The 20,685-nt window shown below is 62.4% G+C and carries 22 protein-coding genes; 17 read left to right on the top strand and 5 right to left on the bottom strand.

What is annotated here, in order from left to right; translation table 11 throughout:
* Positions 1 to 13 precede the first annotated feature (13 nt).
* From recR to dnaX, 3 genes are all read right to left on the bottom strand, one after another.
* On the bottom strand, positions 14 to 613 hold the full coding sequence (recR, locus tag DXK50_RS11660) for a recombination mediator RecR (protein WP_212630416.1): 600 nt from the start codon (positions 611 to 613) through the stop codon (positions 14 to 16).
* A gap of 253 nt (positions 614 to 866) precedes the next feature.
* Positions 867 to 1,193 (bottom strand): YbaB/EbfC family nucleoid-associated protein, encoded by a 327-nt coding sequence (locus DXK50_RS11655; RefSeq protein WP_003460931.1) that lies wholly within the window; start codon positions 1,191 to 1,193, stop codon positions 867 to 869.
* 25 nt (positions 1,194 to 1,218) lie between these two features.
* Positions 1,219 to 3,303, bottom strand: a complete 2,085-nt coding sequence (dnaX, locus tag DXK50_RS11650; RefSeq protein WP_212630415.1) for a DNA polymerase III subunit gamma/tau — start codon at positions 3,301 to 3,303, stop codon at positions 1,219 to 1,221.
* A gap of 463 nt (positions 3,304 to 3,766) precedes the next feature.
* Between dnaX and DXK50_RS11645 the strand changes: the two genes are divergently transcribed.
* Complete coding sequence (locus DXK50_RS11645) at positions 3,767 to 3,988, top strand: hypothetical protein (protein ID WP_090428363.1); 222 nt, start codon at positions 3,767 to 3,769, stop codon at positions 3,986 to 3,988.
* 55 nt (positions 3,989 to 4,043) lie between these two features.
* Positions 4,044 to 4,331 carry a DUF3509 domain-containing protein gene (locus DXK50_RS11640; RefSeq protein ID WP_212630414.1) on the top strand — a complete coding sequence of 96 codons (288 nt, stop codon included), beginning with the start codon at positions 4,044 to 4,046 and terminating at the stop codon, positions 4,329 to 4,331.
* Between the two features lie 68 nt (positions 4,332 to 4,399).
* On the opposite strand, the gene DXK50_RS11635 is transcribed toward DXK50_RS11640, so the two are convergent.
* Positions 4,400 to 5,977 (bottom strand): BCCT family transporter, encoded by a 1,578-nt coding sequence (locus tag DXK50_RS11635; protein WP_349292094.1) that lies wholly within the window; start codon positions 5,975 to 5,977, stop codon positions 4,400 to 4,402.
* A gap of 319 nt (positions 5,978 to 6,296) precedes the next feature.
* Between DXK50_RS11635 and DXK50_RS11630 the strand changes: the two genes are divergently transcribed.
* The 8 genes from DXK50_RS11630 (at position 6,297) to DXK50_RS11595 (ending at position 13,131) form a co-directional block, all read left to right on the top strand.
* A complete protein-coding gene (locus tag DXK50_RS11630) occupies positions 6,297 to 6,893 on the top strand; it encodes an amino acid synthesis family protein (RefSeq protein ID WP_212630413.1) in 597 nt (198 codons plus the stop codon).
* Positions 6,894 to 6,917: 24 nt separating this feature from the next.
* Positions 6,918 to 7,751, top strand: a complete 834-nt coding sequence (locus DXK50_RS11625; protein ID WP_212630412.1) for an alpha/beta fold hydrolase — start codon at positions 6,918 to 6,920, stop codon at positions 7,749 to 7,751.
* The gene (locus DXK50_RS11620) at positions 7,748 to 9,229 is read left to right on the top strand and encodes an aldehyde dehydrogenase (protein ID WP_212630411.1); all 1,482 of its coding nucleotides are present in this window, start codon (positions 7,748 to 7,750) and stop codon (positions 9,227 to 9,229) included. The genes DXK50_RS11625 and DXK50_RS11620 overlap by 4 nt, the downstream gene beginning before the upstream one ends.
* Positions 9,230 to 9,241: 12 nt before the next feature.
* On the top strand, positions 9,242 to 9,727 hold the full coding sequence (locus DXK50_RS11615) for a flavin reductase family protein (RefSeq protein WP_212630410.1): 486 nt from the start codon (positions 9,242 to 9,244) through the stop codon (positions 9,725 to 9,727).
* A gap of 167 nt (positions 9,728 to 9,894) precedes the next feature.
* Positions 9,895 to 11,334, top strand: a complete 1,440-nt coding sequence (locus DXK50_RS11610; RefSeq protein WP_212630409.1) for an NAD-dependent succinate-semialdehyde dehydrogenase — start codon at positions 9,895 to 9,897, stop codon at positions 11,332 to 11,334.
* An 18-nt stretch (positions 11,335 to 11,352) separates the two neighbouring features.
* Complete coding sequence (locus tag DXK50_RS11605) at positions 11,353 to 11,748, top strand: carboxymuconolactone decarboxylase family protein (protein ID WP_212630408.1); 396 nt, start codon at positions 11,353 to 11,355, stop codon at positions 11,746 to 11,748.
* A gap of 63 nt (positions 11,749 to 11,811) precedes the next feature.
* Positions 11,812 to 12,564 (top strand): GntR family transcriptional regulator, encoded by a 753-nt coding sequence (locus DXK50_RS11600; RefSeq protein ID WP_212630407.1) that lies wholly within the window; start codon positions 11,812 to 11,814, stop codon positions 12,562 to 12,564.
* A 3-nt stretch (positions 12,565 to 12,567) separates the two neighbouring features.
* Positions 12,568 to 13,131 (top strand): NUDIX hydrolase, encoded by a 564-nt coding sequence (locus tag DXK50_RS11595; protein ID WP_212630406.1) that lies wholly within the window; start codon positions 12,568 to 12,570, stop codon positions 13,129 to 13,131.
* A 74-nt stretch (positions 13,132 to 13,205) separates the two neighbouring features.
* Here DXK50_RS11595 and DXK50_RS11590 read toward each other — a convergent pair whose 3' ends face one another.
* Complete coding sequence (locus DXK50_RS11590) at positions 13,206 to 13,499, bottom strand: DUF1330 domain-containing protein (RefSeq protein ID WP_212630405.1); 294 nt, start codon at positions 13,497 to 13,499, stop codon at positions 13,206 to 13,208.
* 83 nt (positions 13,500 to 13,582) lie between these two features.
* Between DXK50_RS11590 and ribBA the strand changes: the two genes are divergently transcribed.
* The 7 genes from ribBA to DXK50_RS11555 all read left to right on the top strand — a co-directional run bounded on the left by ribBA (position 13,583) and on the right by DXK50_RS11555 (position 20,635).
* Positions 13,583 to 14,692 carry a bifunctional 3,4-dihydroxy-2-butanone-4-phosphate synthase/GTP cyclohydrolase II gene (gene ribBA / locus DXK50_RS11585; RefSeq protein WP_212630404.1) on the top strand — a complete coding sequence of 370 codons (1,110 nt, stop codon included), beginning with the start codon at positions 13,583 to 13,585 and terminating at the stop codon, positions 14,690 to 14,692.
* 225 nt (positions 14,693 to 14,917) lie between these two features.
* Positions 14,918 to 15,943, top strand: coding sequence for an ABC transporter substrate-binding protein (locus tag DXK50_RS11580; protein WP_212630403.1), 1,026 nt, complete (start codon positions 14,918 to 14,920; stop codon positions 15,941 to 15,943).
* Entirely contained in the window at positions 15,940 to 16,836 is an 897-nt protein-coding gene (locus tag DXK50_RS11575) for an ABC transporter permease (RefSeq protein WP_212630402.1), read from the top strand. The genes DXK50_RS11580 and DXK50_RS11575 overlap by 4 nt, the downstream gene beginning before the upstream one ends.
* Positions 16,837 to 16,838: 2 nt before the next feature.
* Complete coding sequence (locus tag DXK50_RS11570) at positions 16,839 to 17,648, top strand: ABC transporter permease (RefSeq protein ID WP_212630401.1); 810 nt, start codon at positions 16,839 to 16,841, stop codon at positions 17,646 to 17,648.
* 18 nt (positions 17,649 to 17,666) lie between these two features.
* Positions 17,667 to 18,815, top strand: coding sequence for an ABC transporter ATP-binding protein (locus DXK50_RS11565; protein WP_212630400.1), 1,149 nt, complete (start codon positions 17,667 to 17,669; stop codon positions 18,813 to 18,815).
* 238 nt (positions 18,816 to 19,053) lie between these two features.
* Positions 19,054 to 20,070, top strand: coding sequence for an ABC transporter substrate-binding protein (locus DXK50_RS11560; protein WP_212630399.1), 1,017 nt, complete (start codon positions 19,054 to 19,056; stop codon positions 20,068 to 20,070).
* A 79-nt stretch (positions 20,071 to 20,149) separates the two neighbouring features.
* Positions 20,150 to 20,635, top strand: a complete 486-nt coding sequence (locus DXK50_RS11555; protein ID WP_212630398.1) for a flavin reductase family protein — start codon at positions 20,150 to 20,152, stop codon at positions 20,633 to 20,635.
* The last annotated feature ends 50 nt before the right edge of the window (positions 20,636 to 20,685 follow it).

Below are 20,685 nucleotides of genomic sequence, written 5' to 3'. Positions count from 1 at the left end.
AGGTTCCGAGGACTTACAGACTGATCGGACGCCGACCGGCCAGGGCATGAGCCAGAGTACCGCCATCGACCAGCTCCAGTTCGCCACCTAGGGGCATGCCATGGGCGATGCGCGAAGCGACCAGGCCCTTGCCGGCGAGGATCTGCGCAATGTAGTGCGCCGTGGCCTCGCCTTCCACCGTAGGATTGGTGGCGAGGATCACTTCGCTGAAGGCGCCGGCCTCGATGCGCTCGAGCAGTTCGGGAATGCCGATGGCCTCCGGGCCGAGGCCATCGAGTGGCGACAGGTGCCCCTTGAGCACGAAATAACGGCCGCGAAAGCCGGTCTGCTCCACGGCATGCACGTCCATCGGCCCCTCGACCACACACAACAGGCTGTCATCACGACGCTCGTCCAGGCACAGCTGGCAAACCTCGTCCTCGCTCAGGCTGCGACAGCGCCTACAGTGCCTCACACCTTCCATCGCCGCATTCAGCGCCTGCGCCAGGCGCTGACCGCCGCTGCGGTCGCGCTCCAGCAACTGCAGCGCCATGCGCTGCGCAGTCTTCTGCCCGACGCCGGGCAGGATGCGCAGGGAGTCGATCAACTGGCGAATCAGGGGGCTGAAGCTCATGGCGTTCCTAGGGTTCGTAGCCCGGATGCAGTCCGGGAGCACAGGTTACAGATCATTTCCGGATTGTATCCGGGCTACAAATTTGAAGCCTGTCGCCCGTCCTGCGCATGCGAGCAACACAAGTAAGAGCGGCGATCAGGCGGCGTGCAGGGCAAGGCGCCGGCAGACGAGGAACCGCAGAATGCTGCAGCACATGAGGATTCCGAGTTCGCCGGCAACGCCGCCATGTGCTCGACTGGACGGCACGTGCCTGTCAGAAGGGCATCTTGAAACCTGGGGGCAGCTGCATCCCTGCCGTCATGCCAGACATTTTCTCCTGGCTGTTCTGCTCGACCTTGCGCACGGCATCGTTCACCGCTGCGGCGATCAGGTCTTCGAGCACTTCCTTGTCTTCCTGCATCAGGCTGTCGTCCAGGGTGATGCGCTTGACGTCGTGGCGACCGGTCATCACTACGCTCACCAGACCGGCGCCGGACTGGCCGGTAACTTCGGCGTTGGCCAGCTCTTCCTGCATCTTCTGCATCTTTTCCTGCATCTGCTGAGCCTGCTTCATCAGGCCTGCCATGCCACCTTTCATCATGTCGGTATCCTCGGTATTCGGGGTGTTAGCTGGGGGTATCGATAGGTTCGATGCTGTCGTCGCGCACCTTGGCGGCGAACTGTTGAATCATCTGCTGCACCAGCGGGTCGGCATGGATCGAGGCCTCGGCACTGCGCTGGCGTTCAGCGCGGCGACGGGCTGCAGCCTGCGCCGGGGTCTCTTGCTCCGGCTTGCACAGCTCGATACGCAGTTTGATGGTGCGACCCTGCTGCTGGTTCAGCGCGTCGTTGAGGCGGCGCTGCTGAGTCGGGTTGAACAGCGCGCTGTGCGCCGGATCCAGATGCAGCAGCCAGTCGTCGCCATTAGCTTCGATCAGCGTGCAGTTGGCGGCGATGCTGCCGGTCATGCCGCCCAGGCCAAGCTGCGGGAACAGCGACAGCCATTCCGCCGCCAGGCCGGTAGCGGGCTTGGAGGCTGGTAAGGGTTCTTCGATTACCGGCGTCTGTTCGGTTTCGGGCTGGCCGAAGTCGTAATCGAGCGTCTCCGCGTCCATTTCGACGTAGTCGTAGTCGCCGGGCGGTGGTTCGTCCTCACCGCCATCGCCTTCCACTACAGGCTGCATGATCTCGTTCAGGACAGGCTCTGCAACCGCAGCAGCAGGCGCCGTTACAGGCTCCGGCTCAGCCGCTGCAACCGGCTCAGCGGGTGCGGCGACTGGCTCAGGCGCTTTAGTCGTTTCCCAAGGCACATCGACGGCAGCCGCAGGCTCAAGAGCAGCGGGCTCGGGCTCGGGCTCGGGCTCGGGCGACAGATTAGCGACTGGCGCCACGGATACTTCAACCTTCAGAGCCGGTTCGGGGATCGCAGGCTCAGCGCCCGCAACCGCAGCGGGCGGGCTGGGTTCGATAGCAGCCGGAGCAACGGGCGCCTGCATGGCAGGAACCGCGGGGGCGGAAACCACAGGAGCCGGCATAGCGGTGCCGGCCACTGGGCTTTGTTGGGAATCAGCAGTGGCCTGGCTGATCCCCAAGGGCTTTAGCGTGACCTTTGGCGCGTCGTCGGCGCCTGCGGGGCGAAACGCCAACATCCGCAGCAGCACCATCTCGAAGCCACCGCGCGGCTCAGGCGCAAGGGGCAAATCACGACGACCGATCAACCCCATCTGGTAATAGAACTGCACATCTTCGGCCGGCAGCACCTGGGCCAGCTGCAATACGCGCTCACGATCACCCTGACCGTTGTCCACGGCATCCGGCAACGCCTGAGCGATGGCCACTCGGTGCAACACATTGAGCATTTCCGCCAGCACGCCGTTCCAGTCAGGCCCTTGCTCGGCCAGATGACGCACTGCCTCGATCAGCGCGCGCGCGTCACCCTCAATAAGCGCATGCAGCACGCCGTAGACCTGGCCGTGATCAAGGGTACCCAGCATCGCACGCACATCGGCAGCCAGCACCTTGCCTTCACCGAAGGCGATGGCCTGGTCAGTGAGGCTCATGGCGTCGCGCATCGAGCCATCAGCGGCGCGGCCAAGCAGCCACAACGCGTCGTCTTCGAACGGTACATTCTCGGCGGTCAGAACATGGGTCAGGTGTTCGACCACCCGCTCCGGCGGCATGTTCTTCAGCGAAAACTGCAGGCAGCGCGACAGCACGGTGACCGGCAGCTTCTGCGGGTCGGTGGTGGCGAGCAGGAATTTCACATGGGGCGGCGGCTCCTCCAGGGTCTTCAACAGCGCGTTGAAGGAACTGGTTGAGAGCATGTGCACTTCGTCGATCAGATAGACCTTGAAGCGTCCGCGACTCGGCGAATACTGCACGTTATCGAGCAGCTCGCGCGTGTCTTCCACCTTGGTGCGGCTGGCGGCGTCGACTTCGATCAGGTCGACGAAGCGCCCTTCATCGATTTCCCGACAGACCGAGCAGGTGCCACAGGGCGTGGAGCTGATGCCGGTTTCGCAGTTCAGGCACTTGGCGATGATCCGCGCGATGGTGGTCTTACCCACACCGCGAGTACCGGTAAACAGGTAGGCGTGGTGCAGGCGCTGGCTGTCCAGGGCGTTGATCAGGGCTTTGAGCACATGGGTCTGGCCGACCATTTCGCGGAACGAGCGCGGACGCCATTTACGTGCAAGAACCTGATAACTCATGGAAAACCGTCGTATGAGGAAAGCAAAAGTGGGCTAATCCTAGCGGAGCAACCGGCAAATTGCATCCGCCAACCGAACCCGACGGACGCCGCTCATGGAGTCGGCAAATAGAACTGGTCAAAACTTGAACAGCCATGTATCATCCGCGCTGTTCGTACCACGCTGCAAGTCATAAAGGCCTTTGCGCCCCCTCGCTGGTTTCCCGGTTCAACGTCTAGCGCATCCCCGCGCTGTCGCCCTCCCCGATCCCATCTGCTGACTGATCAGGCCAATTCACCGTTCATCGGTGCTATATCCCGCCTGTGTCCGACGTACCGACCACGCCGAAGAACCGTAACAATGGAACTTTATCGTGCCAATAAAGCTCCGAATGGTTACTTGCTTGGGCCCTTTTTTCGGCCGACCTCATGGAGCAATACAACGCGCACCGACGCGCACATGTTTTAAGGAAATACTTAGAAAAATGAATACTCAACATCAGATCCAGAAAGCCATCAGCACATTGACTCATGCCTTCGCGCCCTTCGACTGCCGTATCCAGGCCGCGCGCAAGGGCAGCTTCAGTTTTACCCTCGTAGACAAGACCGGTATTGCCCAATACAGCCAGCGTTTGTATCCCGGCCAGTACAATGACGAGTCGCTGCAGCAGGTAATCGAGCGTACCCGCCAGTCGCTTACGGCCTGAACCAATCCACCATCCCGAGGTCGAAGGTGACCAACCATCAGGATGGAGTGGGATATTGAAACTCACCAACCAAGAACTCGTCGACCATCTGTTCAGTCCACTGCGCGCGAGCTTCAGCTTGCCACGCCCGGACGGCAGCATCATCCTCGCCCTGCTCGACGAGAGCGACAGCACTGTCTACAGCCGCGTCCTGACCAAACCGCAAGTCAACGACCAGAGCGCCTTCACCCAGAGCCTCGAAGAAATTCGTCTCGATCTGGCCGTACGCGCCGGTAACATCCCGGCCGACCTGCGTAAGACGCTCAAGGAACAGGACAGCGTGTTGAATTACCGCATCGCCTGAGACCTGCACGCTTGCAATGAAAAACGCCCGATGCCAATGGCATCGGGCGTTTTCGTGTGCGCTGGAGCTTAGCCGCGTAGTGGCTGCGTCGGCGCCAGGCCGGCTAGCGCAGCGGCTTCCTCCTGATACAGTGCCTTGACCAGGCAATAGCAGATTACAAGCAAGATCACCGAAAACGGCAGCGCGGCGGCGATTGTGGCGGCCTGCAACCCCTGCAAACCGCCCGCCAGCAGCAGGGTGCCGGCCAGTGCGCCGAGTCCCAAGCCCCAGATCACGCGATAGCGTTGCGGAGGATTCTGGTTGCCCATCGACACGATGGTGCAGATCACCAGGGTGGCTGAATCGGCGGAGGTGACGAACCAGCTGACGATCATCAGCGTCGCCACGGCGGCCATAGGCAGCGTTGCCCACTCCACGCCCAGCCCCTCGATGGTCTTGTACAGCACCATGGTCAGATCGCTGTTGGCGACACCAGCCAGGTCCACACCGCTGAGTTGCAGGTGCACACCGGTACCGCCCATGATCACGATCCACAGGAAAGCACCGAGCGTCGACGACAGCATGCCGCCCAACACAACCTGACGCACGGTGCGACCGCGTGAAATACGTGCGACGAACATGCCGACGAACGGGCCCCAGGACAGCCACCAGCCCCAGTAGAAAATGGTCCACCAGCCCTGCCACTGGCGCTCAGGATCCGGATCGGTCCACAGCCCCATCGGCACGAAATGGGCCAAGTAGTCACCGATACTAGAAGCGTAAAGCCCGAGCAGGAATACCGTAGGGCCAGCCAGCAGCAGGAAGAGGAAAAGGATGCTGCTCAGGCGAATGTTCCACTCACTGAGCCAGAGGATGCCACGACGCACGCCGGACACCGCCGACAGCGTGGCAACCACCGAAGTCCCCGCGATCAGCAGCAACTGATTGGTGGTGGAAATCTCCCAGCCGAACATGTAGCTCAGCCCTGCATTCATCTGCGATACCCCAAGGCCCAGAGTGGTTGCCGTGCCGAACAGGGTACTGAAGATCGCCAACAGATCGACCGCATGACCGATAGGGCCGTGGATACGTTCGCCCAGCAACGGATAGAGAGCCGAGCGAATGGTCAGCGGCAAGTTGTGACGATAGGTGAAGTAGGCCAACACCAGCCCCACCAGGATATAGATGCACCATCCATGCAGCCCCCAGTGGAACAGGGTGATACGCAGCGCGATCTGCCCCGCTTCCGCAGTGCCGGCCTTGACTCCGGCCATATCCATGAAGGGATTACCCTGCATGTGCATCAGCGGCTCAGCGATGCTCCAGAACAACAACCCGGTTCCTACCGCCGCACTGAACAGCATGGCAAACCAGGAGAAATTACTGAACTCAGGCCGCTCGTGATCGGCCCCGAGACGCAGGTTGCCAAAGCGGCTGAGCCCCACCCAAAAGGCGAAGAACAGCACCAGGCTCACCACAGCGATGTAGTACCAGCCGAGCGAATGCTCGATCCAGGCCTTGATACCGGTGTAGATGCCATTGGCTAGCTCGGCATTACTCAGGGTGAATAGCAGAAAAAGCAGAACCATTGCGATCGAAGCGATTGCCATCGTCGGATTGACTCCGGCAAACCAGCGTTCGCGGTCGAGGGTGGGATGTTCGCGCACAGGCGTCTCCTTATTTTTGTTGTGAACCAAAGCAGCGTGGCAATGGCGAGCCGCCCGGCATCGGGACGTCCGCACTATCACGGAGACATCCTTCGATCCTGCACGGGAAACGCCTTGCATCCAACGTCCTGAGCCGAATTCAGGCGACCAGCCATTGCACGTATTATGGTATACCATCAACCAATCATGGTTTTCAATGCCCTTTTGCATTGCCCTGGTTCGCCAGATTCGGCACCTGCAAAGCGATACTTGCGCATTTCGTATTATGGTATACCATGAGACGACAAACCGCCTTTACCCCTCCCGGAGTGATTGCCCCATGAGTTTCGAAATTCGCAAGATCGTCACCTACATCGAAGAAACCCGCATCGAAGGCGGCAAGGCCACCGACAAGCCGGTGACCATGGTGGGCCTGGCCGTAGTGATCAAGAACCCCTGGCTGGGCCGCGGCTTCGTCGAAGACCTCAAGCCGGAAATCAAGGCCAACTGCTCCGACCTCGGCGCGCTGATGGTCGAGCGTCTGACTGCTGCAATCGGCGGCGCTGAGAAGATCGAGGCCTATGGGAAGGCCGCCGTGGTTGGCGCCGAGGGCGAGATTGAGCACGCCTCGGCGGTGATCCACACCCTGCGCTTCGGCAACCATTATCGCCAGGCCGTCAACGCCAAAAGCTATCTGAGCTTCACCAACAAGCGTGGCGGTCCCGGCACCTCGATCCAGATCCCGATGATGCACAAGGACGACGAAGGCCTGCGTTCGCACTACATCACCCTGGAAATGCAGATCGAAGACGCTCCACGCGCCGATGAAATCATCGTCGTGCTCGGCGCCGCCGACGGTGGCCGCCTGCATCCGCGCATCGGCAACCGCTACATCGACCTGGAAGAACTGGCGGCTGAAAAAGCCAGCGCCCAGTAACCCGAGAACGTGCAGGAGCACTCCATGATTCGGCTCACAGCTGAACGCACACCGAACGGCACCAGCTACCTGGCCACGGGCCAGGGACAGCCCGTGGTGCTGATCCATGGTGTCGGCCTGAACAAGGAAATGTGGGGCGGCCAGATCGTTGGCCTGGCTCCGCATTTTCAGGTCATCGCCTATGACATGCTCGGCCATGGCGCCAGCCCGCGCCCCGGCGCCGGCACCTGCTTGCTGGATTATGCCGAGCAATTGCGTGAACTGCTCGACCACCTAAACCTGCCGCAGGCGCACGTTATCGGCTTTTCCATGGGCGGCCTGGTCGCCAGGGCCTTTGCCCTGCACTTCCCGCAACGCCTTGGCAGCCTGGTCATTCTCAACAGCGTGTTCAACCGCAGCCAAGAACAGCGCGCCGGCGTCATCGAACGCGCTCGGCAGGCCGCCGAACACGGCCCGGACGCCAATGCCGAGGCGGCACTGTCACGCTGGTTCAGTCATGAATACCAGGCTGCAAACCCCGCTCAAATGGCGGCAATTCGACAGACCCTGGCAGGCAACGACCCGCAGGGCTATCTGACGACTTATGAATTGTTCGCAACCCAGGACATGTACCGGGTCGATGACCTACACAGCATCCAGGCCCCCACTTTGGTGATGACCGGAGAGCTGGACCCCGGCTCCACTCCAGATATGGCCAGGCAGCTGGCCAGCCATATTACCGGCGCACAAGTGGCAATACTCGATGAACAAAGGCACATGATGCCGGTGGAGTCGCCGCGTCTGGTCAACCAGGCGCTGCTGAGCTTCCTGCAACAAGTGCAGAGCTTCCAGAACCAAAACAAGGGGATCGTTGCATGACACTCGCACGCTTCCAGATGTGCATCGACGGCCAATGGGTCGATGCCCTCTCCGGCAAGACCTTCCAGAGTCTCAATCCGGCTCTTGCCGAACCCTGGGCCGAGCTGCCGGACGCCGACGAGCAAGACGTCGACCGCGCCGTACAAGCCGCTCAGGCCGCATTCGCGAATCCGGCATGGCGAGCACTCAGCGCCACTGCGCGCGGCAAGCTGTTGCGCCGCCTGGGCGACCTGATCGCCGAAAACAAGGAACAGTTGGCGCAACTGGAAAGCCGCGACAACGGCAAACTGATCCGCGAAACACGCGGTCAGGTCGGCTACCTGCCTGAGTTCTTCCACTACACAGCAGGTCTGGCCGACAAGCTCGAAGGCGGCACCCTGCCCCTCGACAAGCCGGACATGTTTGCCTACACCACCCACGAGCCGCTCGGCGTGGTGGCCGGAATTATTCCCTGGAACAGCCCGCTGTACCTGACCGCGATCAAGCTGGCCCCCGCCCTGGCCGCCGGCAACACCATCGTGCTCAAGCCGTCCGAGCACGCCTCGGCGACCATCCTTGAACTGGCCCGCCTGGCTATCGAAGCGGGCTTTCCCGCCGGCGTGGTCAACGTGGTCACCGGCTACGGCCCGAGCACTGGCGCGGCACTGACCCGCCATCCGCTGGTACGCAAGATCGCATTCACTGGCGGCGCCGCCACTGCGCGCCACGTGGTACGCAGCAGCGCGGATAACTTCGCCAAACTGTCGCTGGAGCTGGGCGGCAAGTCGCCCAACATCATCTTCGCCGACGCCGACTTGGACAGCGCCATCAACGGCGCCGTCGCAGGTATCTACGCTGCCTCCGGGCAGAGCTGCGTGGCAGGCTCGCGCCTGCTGGTGCAGGATGAGATCTATGACGAATTCGTAGCACGCCTGATCGAACGCGCCCAGCGTATCCGCATCGGCAACCCACAGGACGACGCCAGCGAAATGGGCCCCATGGCCACTGCGCAACAGCTGGCCGTGGTCGAAGGCCTGGTGGCCGACGCCATCGCCGAAGGCGCCCGCCTACGCCTGGGTGGCAAGCGTCCCACGATTGACGCCAAGGGCTGGTACTACGAGCCGACCCTGTTCGAATGCGACCGCCATTCGATGAAGATCATGCAGGAAGAAGTCTTCGGCCCGGTGGCTTCGGTGATCCGCTTCAAGGACGAAGCCGAAGCGCTGAGCCTGGCCAACGACTCGCAATTCGGCCTGGCTGCCGGCATCTGGACGCGCGATCTGGGCCGTGCCCATCGCCTGGCCAAAGGCATTCGCTCCGGCATTATCTGGGTCAACACCTACCGCGCGGTATCGGCCATGGCGCCAATCGGCGGCTTCCATAACAGCGGCTACGGCCGCGAGAGCGGCATCGACTCGGTGCTGGCCTACACCGAACTGAAAACGGTATGGATCAATCTCTCGCAGGCGCCCATGCCCGACCCCTTCGTGATGCGCTAGGAGTATCCACAGATGATCGAACCCGGCATCTATAAAGAAGTAATGGGCTCCTTCCCGTCCGGCGTCACCGTGGTGACTACCCTGGACAGCGAAGGTGCCATCGTCGGCATCACTGCCAGCGCCTTCAGCGCGCTGTCCATCGATCCGGCGCTGGTGCTGTTCTGCCCCAATTACGCCTCCGACACCTACCCGATTCTGCGTGACAGCAAACGCTTCGCCATCCACCTGCTGAGCGCTGACCAGCAGGCCGAAGCTTACGCCTTCGCCGGCAAAGGCAAGGACAAGGCCAAAGGCATCGAGTGGCGCCTGAGCGAGCTGGGCAACCCGCTGCTGGGCAAAGCCAGCGCCATCATCGAGTGCGAGCTGTGGCGCGAATACGACGGTGGCGATCACGCCATCATCGTCGGCGCAGTGAAAAATCTGATCCTGCCCGAGCAGGAAGTCACGCCCATGCTCTACCACCGCGGCAAGCTCGGCGCCCTGCCGCAACTCGCCTGATTCTCTTTGGCCGCGCCACTTACCCCCCTCGGTAGCGGCCTTTTTTATTCCAAACGCGGCGCCTTCCAGGCGCCGCGGCAGACCCGCCCCGCTAGCACTCGAGCGCGGCAGGCCATCTGCCCCCATTAGCTCTGGCTCCCCAAGAGCCAGTTTGCAACGGAGCCATCATGACCTCTCTGTTTCGCCAGCAGGCTTTCATCGATGGGCGCTGGCTCGATGCCCTGGACGGCTCGACCAGCGCCATCTTCAACCCGGCCAACGGCCGGCAAATCGGAAGCGTACCGCACATGGGCGCAGCTGAAACGCAGCAGGCCATCGCCGCCGCCGACCGCGCCTGGCCGGCCTGGCGGGCACTGACCGCCAAGGAGCGCAGCCACCTGCTTAAAGACTGGCATGCACTGATCCTCGAACACGCCGACGAACTCGCGCGCATTCTCACTCTGGAACAGGGTAAGCCAATGGCCGAGGCCAGGGGCGAGATTCTCTATGCGGCCAGCTTCATCGAATGGTTCGCCGAGGAAGCCAAGCGCATCTATGGCGACACCATCCCCAGCCATAAGGGCGATGCGCGCATCGTCGTGAGCAAGGAGCCAATCGGCGTGGTCGCGGCGATCACGCCGTGGAACTTCCCCGCAGCGATGATCACCCGCAAGGTCGGCCCGGCCCTGGCAGCCGGCTGCACCTGCATCGTCAAACCGGCGCCGGAAACCCCGTTCACCGCCCTGGCGCTGGTGGCCCTGGCCGAACAGGCCGGCATTCCTGCCGGCGTGCTCAACGTGGTCACCGGCGATGCCATAGCCATCGGCGGCGAACTGACCGGCAGCCCCCAAGTACGCAAGCTCTCCTTCACCGGTTCGACGCCCATCGGCAAGCTGCTGATGGCGCAGTCGGCCAACACGCTGAAGAAGGTTTCACTGGAACTGGGCGGGAACGCGCCCTTTATCGTCTTCGACGATGCCGACCTGGAAAGAGCCGTCGACGGCGCGCTGATCGCCAAGTACCGCAATAATGGCCAGACCTGCGTATGCGTCAACCGCTTCCTGGTGCAGGCCGGTATTCACGACGCTTTCGTCGCACGCCTGGCAGAGCGGGTCGCAGAGCTCGGCGTTGGCGACGGCTTCAACCAGGACGTCAAACTCGGCCCGCTGATCAACGAGCGCGCTGTGCAGAAGGTCGAGGATCACGTGCAGGACGCGTTGAGCAAAGGCGCACGCCTGGTACTGGGCGGCGAACGCCACCCACTAGGCCACGGCTTCTTCCAGCCTACGGTGCTGGCCGAGGTGACCGAGCAGATGAAGGTCGCACGCGACGAAACCTTCGGCCCGCTGGCGGCGGTGTTCCGCTTCAGCGATGAAGCCGAGGCCGTGCGCATGGCCAATGACACCGAGTACGGCCTGGCCGCCTACTGCTACACCCGCGACCTGGGCCGCGCCTGGCGCATGAGCGAAGCGCTGGAATATGGCATGGTCGGCATCAACGAAGGGCTGATATCCACCGAGGTGGCGCCCTTTGGCGGGGTCAAATCCTCGGGGCTGGGCCGCGAAGGCTCGAAATACGGCATTGAGGATTATCTGGAAATCAAATACACCCTGATGGGTGGCCTGTAAGCCACGGGAGACGAGCGCATGAGCAACGAGAAATACGACAAGGGACTGGCAATCCGCACCCAGGTGCTGGGCGAAGCCTACGTCAACAAATCTATCGACAACGCCGACGACTTCAACCGCCCGCTGCAGGAGCTGGTCACCGAATACTGCTGGGGCCACGTATGGGGCCGCGAGGGTTTGTCGCTGAAAGAGCGCAGCATGATAAACTTGGCCATGATTTCGGCCCTCAACCGCCCGCATGAACTGAAGCTGCACGTTCGCGGCGCACTGCGTAACGGCTTGAGCCGTGAGCAGATCCGCGAAATCCTGCTGCAGGTCGGCATTTATTGCGGTGTACCGGCAGCGGTGGACAGCTTCCGCCTCGCTCGGGAAGCCTTCGCCGAAGCGGACGCGGAGCAGGGCCAGCAAGACTGATGAAGGAGCGCCCCAGGGCGCTCCTTCATTTTTTCCACGGACAGCCTCACAAGAGCGGACCCCATGAAACGCCTGCCACTCGACGACAGCTTCAAGGTCAATCGCAACCCGGTCACCCTGCGCGAAATCGTGCTGGACAAGTTGCGCAGCGCCATCATGAATTTCCAGCTCCTGCCGGGCGACCGCCTGGTCGAACGCGACCTCTGCGACCGCCTCGGGGTCAGCCGCACCTCGGTGCGCGAAGCCCTGCGTCATCTGGAGTCCGAAGGGCTGGTGGAGTTCGCCGGCGCCAAGGGCCCGCGTGTGGCCATCATTACCCTGGAAGATGCCCGTGATATCTACGAACTGCGCTGCGTACTCGAGGGCCTGATCGTCCAGCTGTTTACCCTCAACGCCAAGCCCAGGGATATCCGTGCGCTGGAGAAGGCCCTGGAAGAGAACCGCAAGACCCTGGAAAGCGGTGATTTGCAAGAAGTACTGGAATCCGTCCAGGGTTTCTACGAGGTCCTGCTCGAAGGCTCCGGCAACCAGATCGCGGCGACCCAACTGCGCCAGCTGCAGGCACGCATCAGTTACCTGCGCGCCACCTCGGTATCCCAGACCAACCGCCGCGGTGCCAGCAACCAGGAAATGGAGCGCATGGTCGAGGCGATCAAGAGCGGTGATCCGCTGGTCGCGCACCAGGCATCGGTAGATCACGTTCGCGCAGCGGCCAAGGTGGCGCTGGATTACCTGAAATCCAAGCAGGCCGAGACGCACGAGGTACGCGATCTGGTCGCCCCCATCGCCGTGCAAGAACCAAGGATCGGACGCTGACCCATGCCCGCTCCGCGCTTCTGCCCGCAGTGCGGCTCGGGCGACCTCAGCCGCCAACAACCTGCGGGCGACACCCATAAGCGGCTGATCTGCGTGGCCTGCGACTACATCCATTACGAAAACCCCAAGGTCATCGCCGGCTGCATCATCGAGCGCGAAGGCCGCTACCTGCTGTGCCAGCGCGGCATTCCACCGCGCGTCGGCACCTGGACCCTGCCGGCCGGCTTCATGGAAAACGGTGAAACCACCGAACAGGCCGCTCTGCGGGAGGTCTGGGAAGAAACCGGCGTGCGCGCCGAGATTCTCTCGCCCTACTCCATCTTCAGCGTGCCACGCATCAGCGAGGTGTACATCATCTTCCGCGCCATGGCGCTGGAGATCACCGGCCAGCATGGGCCGGAAACCCTCGCCTATCGCTTCTTCGCTCCTGAGGATATTCCCTGGGAGCAGATCTACTACCCGGCCATCCGACAGATCCTAGAACGCTACATCGAAGAGCGCCTGGCTGGCGTGTACGGCATCTACATGGGTAACGACGATACCGGCAAAGTGCATTTCATGCGCTGATCACCGCCCCGTAACCGCCCAGGCAGACATGCTCCGGACTGCCTTTGGGCACGCCTCAACTCACCCTGCCGACGTCACGCCTCGATGCCCTCGACGATGATCACCTCTGCCTTCGCCACACCCTGGCGATGCACACAGGCCTGCTGGTATTCATCCGAGTGATAACAGGCCTGCGCCTGTGCGTAGGAATCGAACTCGATCACCACGCTGCGCTGCGGCGTCGGCCGCCCCTCCATGGCTTGCGAGCGACCACCACGCGCGAGAAAGCGCCCCCCGTAGCGCTGAAAGGCCGCTGGCGCGCGCCGGGTGTATTCACCATATTGCTGGGGATCGGTGACATCGACGTGGGCGATCCAGTAGGCCTTCATGCTGACTCCTGAGTAAGTGGCTTTTCATGTATTATGGTATACCATAAAATCATTCATCCGAGACACTATCAGGTACCCCTTCCATGTCATTCAATTCCATCGAAGAAATCATCGAAGATTTTCGCCTGGGCAAGATGGTGTTGCTGGTCGATGACGAAGACCGGGAGAACGAGGGCGACCTGCTGCTGGCCGCGGAGAAATGCACGCCAGCGGCGATCAATTTCATGGCCCGCGAAGCACGCGGTCTGATCTGCCTGACCCTGACCGAAGAACACTGCCAGCGCCTGGGCCTGGAGCAGATGGTCCCGGCCAACGGTAGCGCCTTCAGCACCGCCTTCACCGTTTCCATCGAAGCTGCGCAGGGCGTGACCACCGGTATTTCCGCTGCGGATCGCTGCCACACCGTGCTCACCGCCGTGGCCGCTGGCGCCGTCACCGAGGATCTGGTACAGCCAGGTCATATCTTCCCACTGCGCGCCCGCGACGGCGGCGTGCTGACCCGCGCCGGACACACCGAAGCCGGCTGCGACCTGGCCAGGCTGGCCGGGCTGACACCGGCTTCGGTGATTGTCGAGGTAATGAACGAGGACGGCAGCATGGCGCGCCGTCCCGAGCTGGAAGCGTTCGCCCGCCAGCATGGCATCAAGATCGGCACCATCGCCGATCTCATCCACTACCGCCTGAGCACCGAGCACACCGTGCTGCGCATCGGTGAGCGTGAACTGCCTACCGTGCACGGCACCTTCCGCCTGGTGACCTACGAGGATCGCATCGCCGGCGGCGTGCATATGGCCATGGTGATGGGCGATATCCGCCACGATGAACCGACTCTGGTGCGTGTGCATGTGATCGATCCACTGCGCGATCTGGTCGGCGCCGAGTACACCGGGCCTCAGAACTGGACGCTCTGGGCTGCCCTGCAGAAAGTGGCAGAGACCGGACATGGCGTAGTGGTGGTGCTGGCTAACAACGAATCGTCGCAAGCCCTGCTCGAGCGCGTGCCGCAGTTGACCCAGCCACGCAGGCCCTTCAGCAATACGCAGTCGCGTATCTATTCTGAAGTGGGCACCGGCGCGCAGATCCTGCAGGACCTGGGTGTCGGCAAGTTGCGCCATCTGGGTCCGCCGCTCAAGTATGCAGGCCTGACCGGCTACGACCTGGAGGTACTGGAGAACATTCCTTTCAACGCTTGAATCAGGCCCGCACAGGAAAGGCAAGAAAGTCTTGCGCAAAATTTGGAATACCATAATATGACATTCCAAAGGTCGACGCAGTTCAGGCGCAACAGCACAACACCAACAAGCGCCCTGCCTGCCCCGGCCCGACTTAACACACCCCGAATGGGGTCACTGCTCCCTGAAAAGCGGGCGTGAACAATCGCCCGCTTGCGCACAAACACAACAACGAGGGCAAGCAAGATGGTGTTCAAGAAAACCATAGCGGCAACACTAGTCGCCACGCTCATGGGTGCGGCAATCGCCACTGCCAGTGCAGCCGAGAGCCTCAGTTTCGTCAGTTGGGGCGGTACCACCCAGGATGCGCAGAAAGACGCCTGGGCCGTGCCCTTCAGCGAGAAGACCGGGATCAAGGTGCTGCAGGACGGCCCCACCGACTACGGCAAGCTCAAGGCCATGGTCGAGAGTGGCAACGTGCAGTGGGACGTGGTCGACGTGGAGGCGGACTTCGCCTTGCGTGCCGCTCGCGAAGGCCTGCTCGAACCGCTGGACTTCAACGTCATCGGGCGTGATCGCCTCGACCCGCGCTTCGTTTCCGATCACGGCGTCGGCTCCTTCTTCTTCTCATTCGTTCTCGGCTACAACGAACGCCGCCTGAGTGGCAAACAGCCACAGGACTGGACAGCGCTGTTCGATACCGCCACCTACCCGGGCAAACGTGCACTGTACAAGTGGCCGAGCCCCGGCGTGCTGGAGCTGGCCCTGCTGGCCGACGGCGTAACCCCCGACAAGCTCTACCCGCTGGATCTGGACCGCGCCTTCAAGAAGCTCGACACCATCAAGAAAGACATAGTCTGGTGGGGCGGTGGCGCCCAGTCGCAACAACTGCTCGCCTCCGGCGAGGCCAGCCTCGGCCAGTTCTGGAACGGGCGAATCCATGCCCTGGAACAGGAAGGTGCTTCGGTGGGCGTGAGCTGGAAGCAAAACCTGGTCATGGCCGACTTCCTGGTCGTGCCCAAGGGTGCGAAGAACAAGGACGCCGCCATGAAGTTCCTGGCCCTGGCCAGTGGCGCCGAAGGTCAGGCCGAGTTCGCCAACCTCACCGCCTACGCCCCGGTCAACCTGGATTCGGTGCCGCAGCTCGACGCAGAGCTGGCCCCCAGCCTGCCCACCGCGCATGAGGCCGATCAGGTGACTCTGGACTTCGCCTACTGGGCCGAGCATGGCAATGACATTACCGCCCGCTGGAACGAGTGGTTGCTGAAATGAAGATCGCCGCCGCGCCGTTGACCCAGTCACCCGCCGGCGGCTCTTCCCGCCCGGCGCGCCTGGCTCTTTGGAAGGGTTCGCTACCGCTGCTGCCTGCTTTGCTGTTCCTGATGCTGTGCTTTCTCGCGCCACTGATCGGGCTGCTGCTGCGTGGCGTGCTGGAGCCGACGCCCGGACTAGGCAACTATGAGACCCTGTTCGCCAATTCGTCCTACGCCAAGGTGCTGTTCAACACCTTCTCGGTCGCAGGACTGGTCACGCTGATCAGCCTGCTGCTGGGCTTTCCCCTGGCCTGGGCCATCACCCTCGCTCCGCGTGGGTGGGGGCGCTGGTTGCTGAGCATCGTCCTGCTGTCGATGTGGACCAGCCTACTGGCACGCAGTTACGCCTGGCTGGTGCTGTTGCAGGGCTCCGGGGCGATCAACTCGGCGCTGATGTGGCTGGGTGTGATCGAGCAACCGCTGGAGCTGGTGCACAACCTGACGGGGGTGGTGATTGGCATGAGTTACATCATGATCCCCTTCATCGTTCTGCCGCTGCAGGCGACCATGAGCGCCATCGACCCGATGGTGCTGCAAGCCGGCTCGATCTGCGGTGCCAGCCCCTGGAGCAACTTCTTCCGCGTGTTCCTGCCATTGTGCCGACCGGGGCTGTTCTCCGGCGGGCTGATGGTGTTCGTCATGTCCCTGGGTTACTACGTCACCCCGGCGCTGCTGGGTGGCGCGCAGAACATGATGCTGCCGGAATTCATCGTCCAGCAGGTGCAGTCCTTCCTCAACTGGGGCCTGGCCAGCGCGGCGGCAGCTCTGCTGATCGCCATCACCCTGCTGCTGTTCTACGTCTACCTGAAGCTGCAGGCGGAATCGCCGGTCGCCTCCAGTAACGCGAGGTAAAGATGCTGCTCTCCCCTAATGCCATCGGTGGCCGGCTGCGTGCCGGCCTGTACCTGACCACCGGGGCGATCGCCGCCTTTCTACTGCTGCCGATCGTATTCATCGTACTGCTGTCGTTCGGCTCCTCGCAGTGGCTGGTGTTCCCGCCACCGGGCTGGACGCTGAAATGGTACGGCCAGTTCTTCGCCAATCCGGAGTGGATGGCCTCGGCCCTGGCCAGCCTCAAGGTCGCCGTGCTCACCACTGTCTGTGCCGTGGCTCTCGGCCTGCCGTGTGCCTTCGCCCTGATACGCGGCAAGTTTCCCGGCCGCGAAGCGCTGTACGCATTGTTCACCCTGCCGATGATCGTGCCGCTAGTGATCATCGCCGTGGCCGTCTACGCTCTGTTCCTCAAACTCGGCTATACCGGCACGCTGCTGGCCTTCGTGATCAGCCACGTGATCGTCGCCCTGCCCTTCACCATCATCTCGATCATCAACTCGTTGAAACTGTTCGACCAGTCCATCGAGGATGCTGCGGTGATCTGCGGCTCTTCGCGCCTGCAGGCCATCGTAAAGGTGACCTTCCCCGCTATCCGCCCCGGCATCCTCGCCGGCGCGTTGTTCGCCTTCCTGGTGTCGTGGGACGAGGTGGTACTGAGCGTGATGATGGCCAGCCCGCAATTGCAAACCCTGCCGGTGAAGATGTGGAGCACCCTGCGCCAGGACTTGACGCCTGTGATCGCCGTGGCCTCGACCCTGCTCATCGGCCTGTCCATCGTCATCATGCTGATCGCCGCGCTGCTACGCCGGCGCAGCGAATCGAACGCCTGACAACCCGAGGTACATGAGATGAGCGCGGTACTCAAAACGTCCGACGATCAGGCGCCCCTGGTCAGCCTACGTAACCTGAACAAGCATTACGGCGACTTCGCCGCAGTCGACAACATAAACCTGGACATCCGCGACGGCGAATTTCTCACCTTCCTCGGCTCCAGCGGTTCGGGCAAGAGCACCACGCTGTCGATGCTCGCTGGCTTCGAGACGCCCACCTCCGGGGAAATTCTGGTCAACGGCCAGTCACTGGTGAAGGTGCCGCCGCACAAGCGTGATATCGGCATGGTGTTCCAGCGCTACTCGCTGTTCCCGCACCTCGACGTGCGCGCCAACATCGCCTTCCCGCTGACCATCCGCAAACTGGCCGCCGCCGATATCGAGAAGCGCGTCGACGCCATGCTCAAACTGGTGCAGCTCGAGCCCTTCGCCCACCGCCGCCCGGCACAGCTATCCGGCGGCCAGCAACAGCGCGTGGCGATCGCCCGTGCACTGGTCTACGAGCCGCGCATCTTGCTGATGGACGAACCGCTTGGAGCGCTGGACAAGAAACTCCGTGAGGACCTGCAGGACGAGCTGCGACATCTGCATCGACGCCTGGGCATCACCATCGTCTACGTCACTCATGATCAGGAAGAAGCCATGCGCCTGTCGCAGCGCATCGCCATCTTCAGCCATGGCAGGATCGTCGGCCTGGGCACCGGCAGCGACCTCTACCAGGCGCCGCCGAACGCGTTCGTCGCCTCGTTCCTGGGCAACTCCAACTTCCTCCGGGCCACGGCCCTAAACGCTCAGCAAGTGATGTTCGAGCAGCAGCCGTTGCATGTGCCTGCGCAAGCCGGGCGACACACAGGCCAGCAGGTGCTGCTGATGGTCCGCCCGGAGCAGGCGCAACTGCTGAGCGTCGAACAGGCCAGCGAGGTCCCGCTGCCCGCCGGCAGCAACGAGATCAGCGCGCGAGTCGAGGAAGTGGTGTTTCTCGGCGACAGCCTGACCTACAGCCTGGTGACCGCCGGTGGCAGCCGCTTGAGCCTCAAGGCCTTGTCGGTGGCGGCCACGGTGCAAGCAACCGGCAGCGAGGTGCGGGTTCGCTGGCAGGTAGCGCATACCTGCGTCTACCACGACTGGGATGACAGCGATCTGCTCAAGGGAGCCGGTAGCCACTGAACCCCGGCGCCAGAGCACACAGCGCCTGCCGGACCGCTGAAACCGGCAGGCCATCACAACGCTCGCACTGGTATTTGACTTCATGGCCGGCAAACCGGCATTTGGCACAGCGCCACCCTTTCTGTCCGACAATCACACCAAGACCGTGCAAGCCCGATGGGCAGGCAGAAGGTGCAAAGCCGAAACCCGCACAGATTAAATTGCTGTTGTCCCCCATAACCATAACAAGGAGGGTCACATGAACATCAAGCTGTTGGCTATCGCGGCACTGCTCGCCGCCGGCCAGTGCAATTCGGTCCATGCCGAGCAACAGAGCCTGACCTTCGTCAGCTGGGGCGGTTCCACCCAGACCGCACAGGAACAGGCCTGGGCCGTGCCGTTCGAGCGCGAAACCGGCATTCGCGTCAGGCAGGCCGGCCCCACCGACTACGACAGTTTCCGCAAGATGGTCGAGAGCGGCAACGTCACCTGGGACGTGGTCGACGTCGAGGCCGACTTCGCCTTGCGCGCCGGCCGTGAAGGTCTGTTAGAGCCACTGGACCTGAAACAGGTCGCCCAACGCCAGATCGATCCACGCTTCGTCACCATCTATGGCGTCGGCTCGTTCTATTTCTCCTTCATTCTCGGCTACGACACCCAGGCACTCAGTGAAAAGCCAGCGGGCTGGTCGGCGCTGTTCGACCTCGAACGCCACCCTGGCAAGCGCGCGCTGTACAAGTGGCCAAGCCCGGGCGTTCTGGAAATGGCCCTGCTGGCCGATGGCGTGCCGGCCGACAAGCTCTACCCGCTGGATCTCGACCGCGCCTTCAAGAAACTCGACAGCATCAAGTCGCAGATCGTCTGGTGGGGCAGCGGCGATCAGTCACAGCAGTTGCTGACCTCCGGTCAGGCCAGCATGGGCATGTTCTGGAACGGCCGGGTCAGCGCCCTGCAGCGTGACGGCGCGAACGTAGGCATCGACTGGCAGCAGAACCTGGTCACAGGTGATTTTCTGGTCATCCCCCGTGGCACGCGCAACAAGGAAGCGGCCAAGCGTTTTCTGGGTCATGCCACCAGTGCTGCTGCCCAGGCCGACTTCGCCATGCGCAGTGGTTACGCCCCGGTAAACCTGGGCAGTGCGGCGTTGATTCCGGCGCAGCTCGCGGCGGAACTGCCAAGCGCCCATGCGGCGGGTCAGATCACTCTCGACTTCAAGTACTGGAGCCGTAACGGCGAGGCCATCAGCAAGCGTTGGTACGCCTGGCAAGGGCAGTAGCCACGAGAACTTGCGCGCCTCGTTTTTTGGTATACCATATTATCGTAATACCTCAGCAATTCATTCAGAGGCTACTGCGATGATCCACCCCGATACTTACAAGAAAGTCATGGGCGCTTTCCCGTCCGGCGTTACCGTCATCACCACCCTCGATGATGACGGTCAGGTCGCAGGCCTGACCGCCAGTGCCTTCAGTTCACTGTCGCTGGACCCTGCTCTGGTGCTGTTCTGCCCCAACTACAGCTCCGATTCCTACCCGGTGCTGATTCGCAACAAGCGCTTCGCCATTCACCTGCTATCGGCCGGACAGCAGCACGAGGCCTACGCCTTTGCCAAGAAAGGCAAGGACAAGGCACAGGGCATCGAATGGACCTTGAGCGAATTGGGCAACCCGCTGCTGCCAGGTGCGACGGCGATCATCGAATGCGAGTTGTGGCGCGAGTACGAGGGTGGTGACCACGCCATCCTGGTCGGCGCGGTGAAGAATCTGATCGTCCCCGAGCAGAGCGCCGCCCCGATGATCTATTGCCGCGGCAAGATGGGCGCGCTGGCCGCCACGGCCTGACAGCTAGAGCGGCCACCCATCGAGGTGGCCGCATCTTCGCTACGAGCGCA

It is taken from the genome of Pseudomonas sp. KB-10 (assembly GCF_018221585.1).
Taxonomy (GTDB): domain Bacteria; phylum Pseudomonadota; class Gammaproteobacteria; order Pseudomonadales; family Pseudomonadaceae; genus Aquipseudomonas; species Aquipseudomonas yangonensis.
This window is presented reverse-complemented; position numbering and strand designations above follow the sequence as displayed.

What these genes read in the sequence shown, in the direction of transcription:
- DXK50_RS11590 (WP_212630405.1), bottom strand. Translation starts at nt 13,499, where the DNA reads ATGAAGGCCTACTGGATCGCCCACGTCGATGTCACCGATCCCCAGCAA.
- DXK50_RS11555 (WP_212630398.1), top strand. Translation starts at nt 20,150, where the DNA reads ATGATCCACCCCGATACTTACAAGAAAGTCATGGGCGCTTTCCCGTCC.
- DXK50_RS11570 (WP_212630401.1), top strand. Translation starts at nt 16,839, where the DNA reads ATGCTGCTCTCCCCTAATGCCATCGGTGGCCGGCTGCGTGCCGGCCTG.
- DXK50_RS11595 (WP_212630406.1), top strand. Translation starts at nt 12,568, where the DNA reads ATGCCCGCTCCGCGCTTCTGCCCGCAGTGCGGCTCGGGCGACCTCAGC.
- DXK50_RS11645 (WP_090428363.1), top strand. Translation starts at nt 3,767, where the DNA reads ATGAATACTCAACATCAGATCCAGAAAGCCATCAGCACATTGACTCAT.
- ribBA (WP_212630404.1), top strand. Translation starts at nt 13,583, where the DNA reads ATGTCATTCAATTCCATCGAAGAAATCATCGAAGATTTTCGCCTGGGC.
- DXK50_RS11580 (WP_212630403.1), top strand. Translation starts at nt 14,918, where the DNA reads ATGGTGTTCAAGAAAACCATAGCGGCAACACTAGTCGCCACGCTCATG.
- DXK50_RS11630 (WP_212630413.1), top strand. Translation starts at nt 6,297, where the DNA reads ATGAGTTTCGAAATTCGCAAGATCGTCACCTACATCGAAGAAACCCGC.
- DXK50_RS11560 (WP_212630399.1), top strand. Translation starts at nt 19,054, where the DNA reads ATGAACATCAAGCTGTTGGCTATCGCGGCACTGCTCGCCGCCGGCCAG.
- DXK50_RS11605 (WP_212630408.1), top strand. Translation starts at nt 11,353, where the DNA reads ATGAGCAACGAGAAATACGACAAGGGACTGGCAATCCGCACCCAGGTG.
- DXK50_RS11575 (WP_212630402.1), top strand. Translation starts at nt 15,940, where the DNA reads ATGAAGATCGCCGCCGCGCCGTTGACCCAGTCACCCGCCGGCGGCTCT.
- DXK50_RS11655 (WP_003460931.1), bottom strand. Translation starts at nt 1,193, where the DNA reads ATGATGAAAGGTGGCATGGCAGGCCTGATGAAGCAGGCTCAGCAGATG.
- DXK50_RS11610 (WP_212630409.1), top strand. Translation starts at nt 9,895, where the DNA reads ATGACCTCTCTGTTTCGCCAGCAGGCTTTCATCGATGGGCGCTGGCTC.
- DXK50_RS11600 (WP_212630407.1), top strand. Translation starts at nt 11,812, where the DNA reads ATGAAACGCCTGCCACTCGACGACAGCTTCAAGGTCAATCGCAACCCG.
- DXK50_RS11625 (WP_212630412.1), top strand. Translation starts at nt 6,918, where the DNA reads ATGATTCGGCTCACAGCTGAACGCACACCGAACGGCACCAGCTACCTG.
- recR (WP_212630416.1), bottom strand. Translation starts at nt 613, where the DNA reads ATGAGCTTCAGCCCCCTGATTCGCCAGTTGATCGACTCCCTGCGCATC.
- DXK50_RS11615 (WP_212630410.1), top strand. Translation starts at nt 9,242, where the DNA reads ATGATCGAACCCGGCATCTATAAAGAAGTAATGGGCTCCTTCCCGTCC.
- DXK50_RS11620 (WP_212630411.1), top strand. Translation starts at nt 7,748, where the DNA reads ATGACACTCGCACGCTTCCAGATGTGCATCGACGGCCAATGGGTCGAT.
- DXK50_RS11565 (WP_212630400.1), top strand. Translation starts at nt 17,667, where the DNA reads ATGAGCGCGGTACTCAAAACGTCCGACGATCAGGCGCCCCTGGTCAGC.
- dnaX (WP_212630415.1), bottom strand. Translation starts at nt 3,303, where the DNA reads ATGAGTTATCAGGTTCTTGCACGTAAATGGCGTCCGCGCTCGTTCCGC.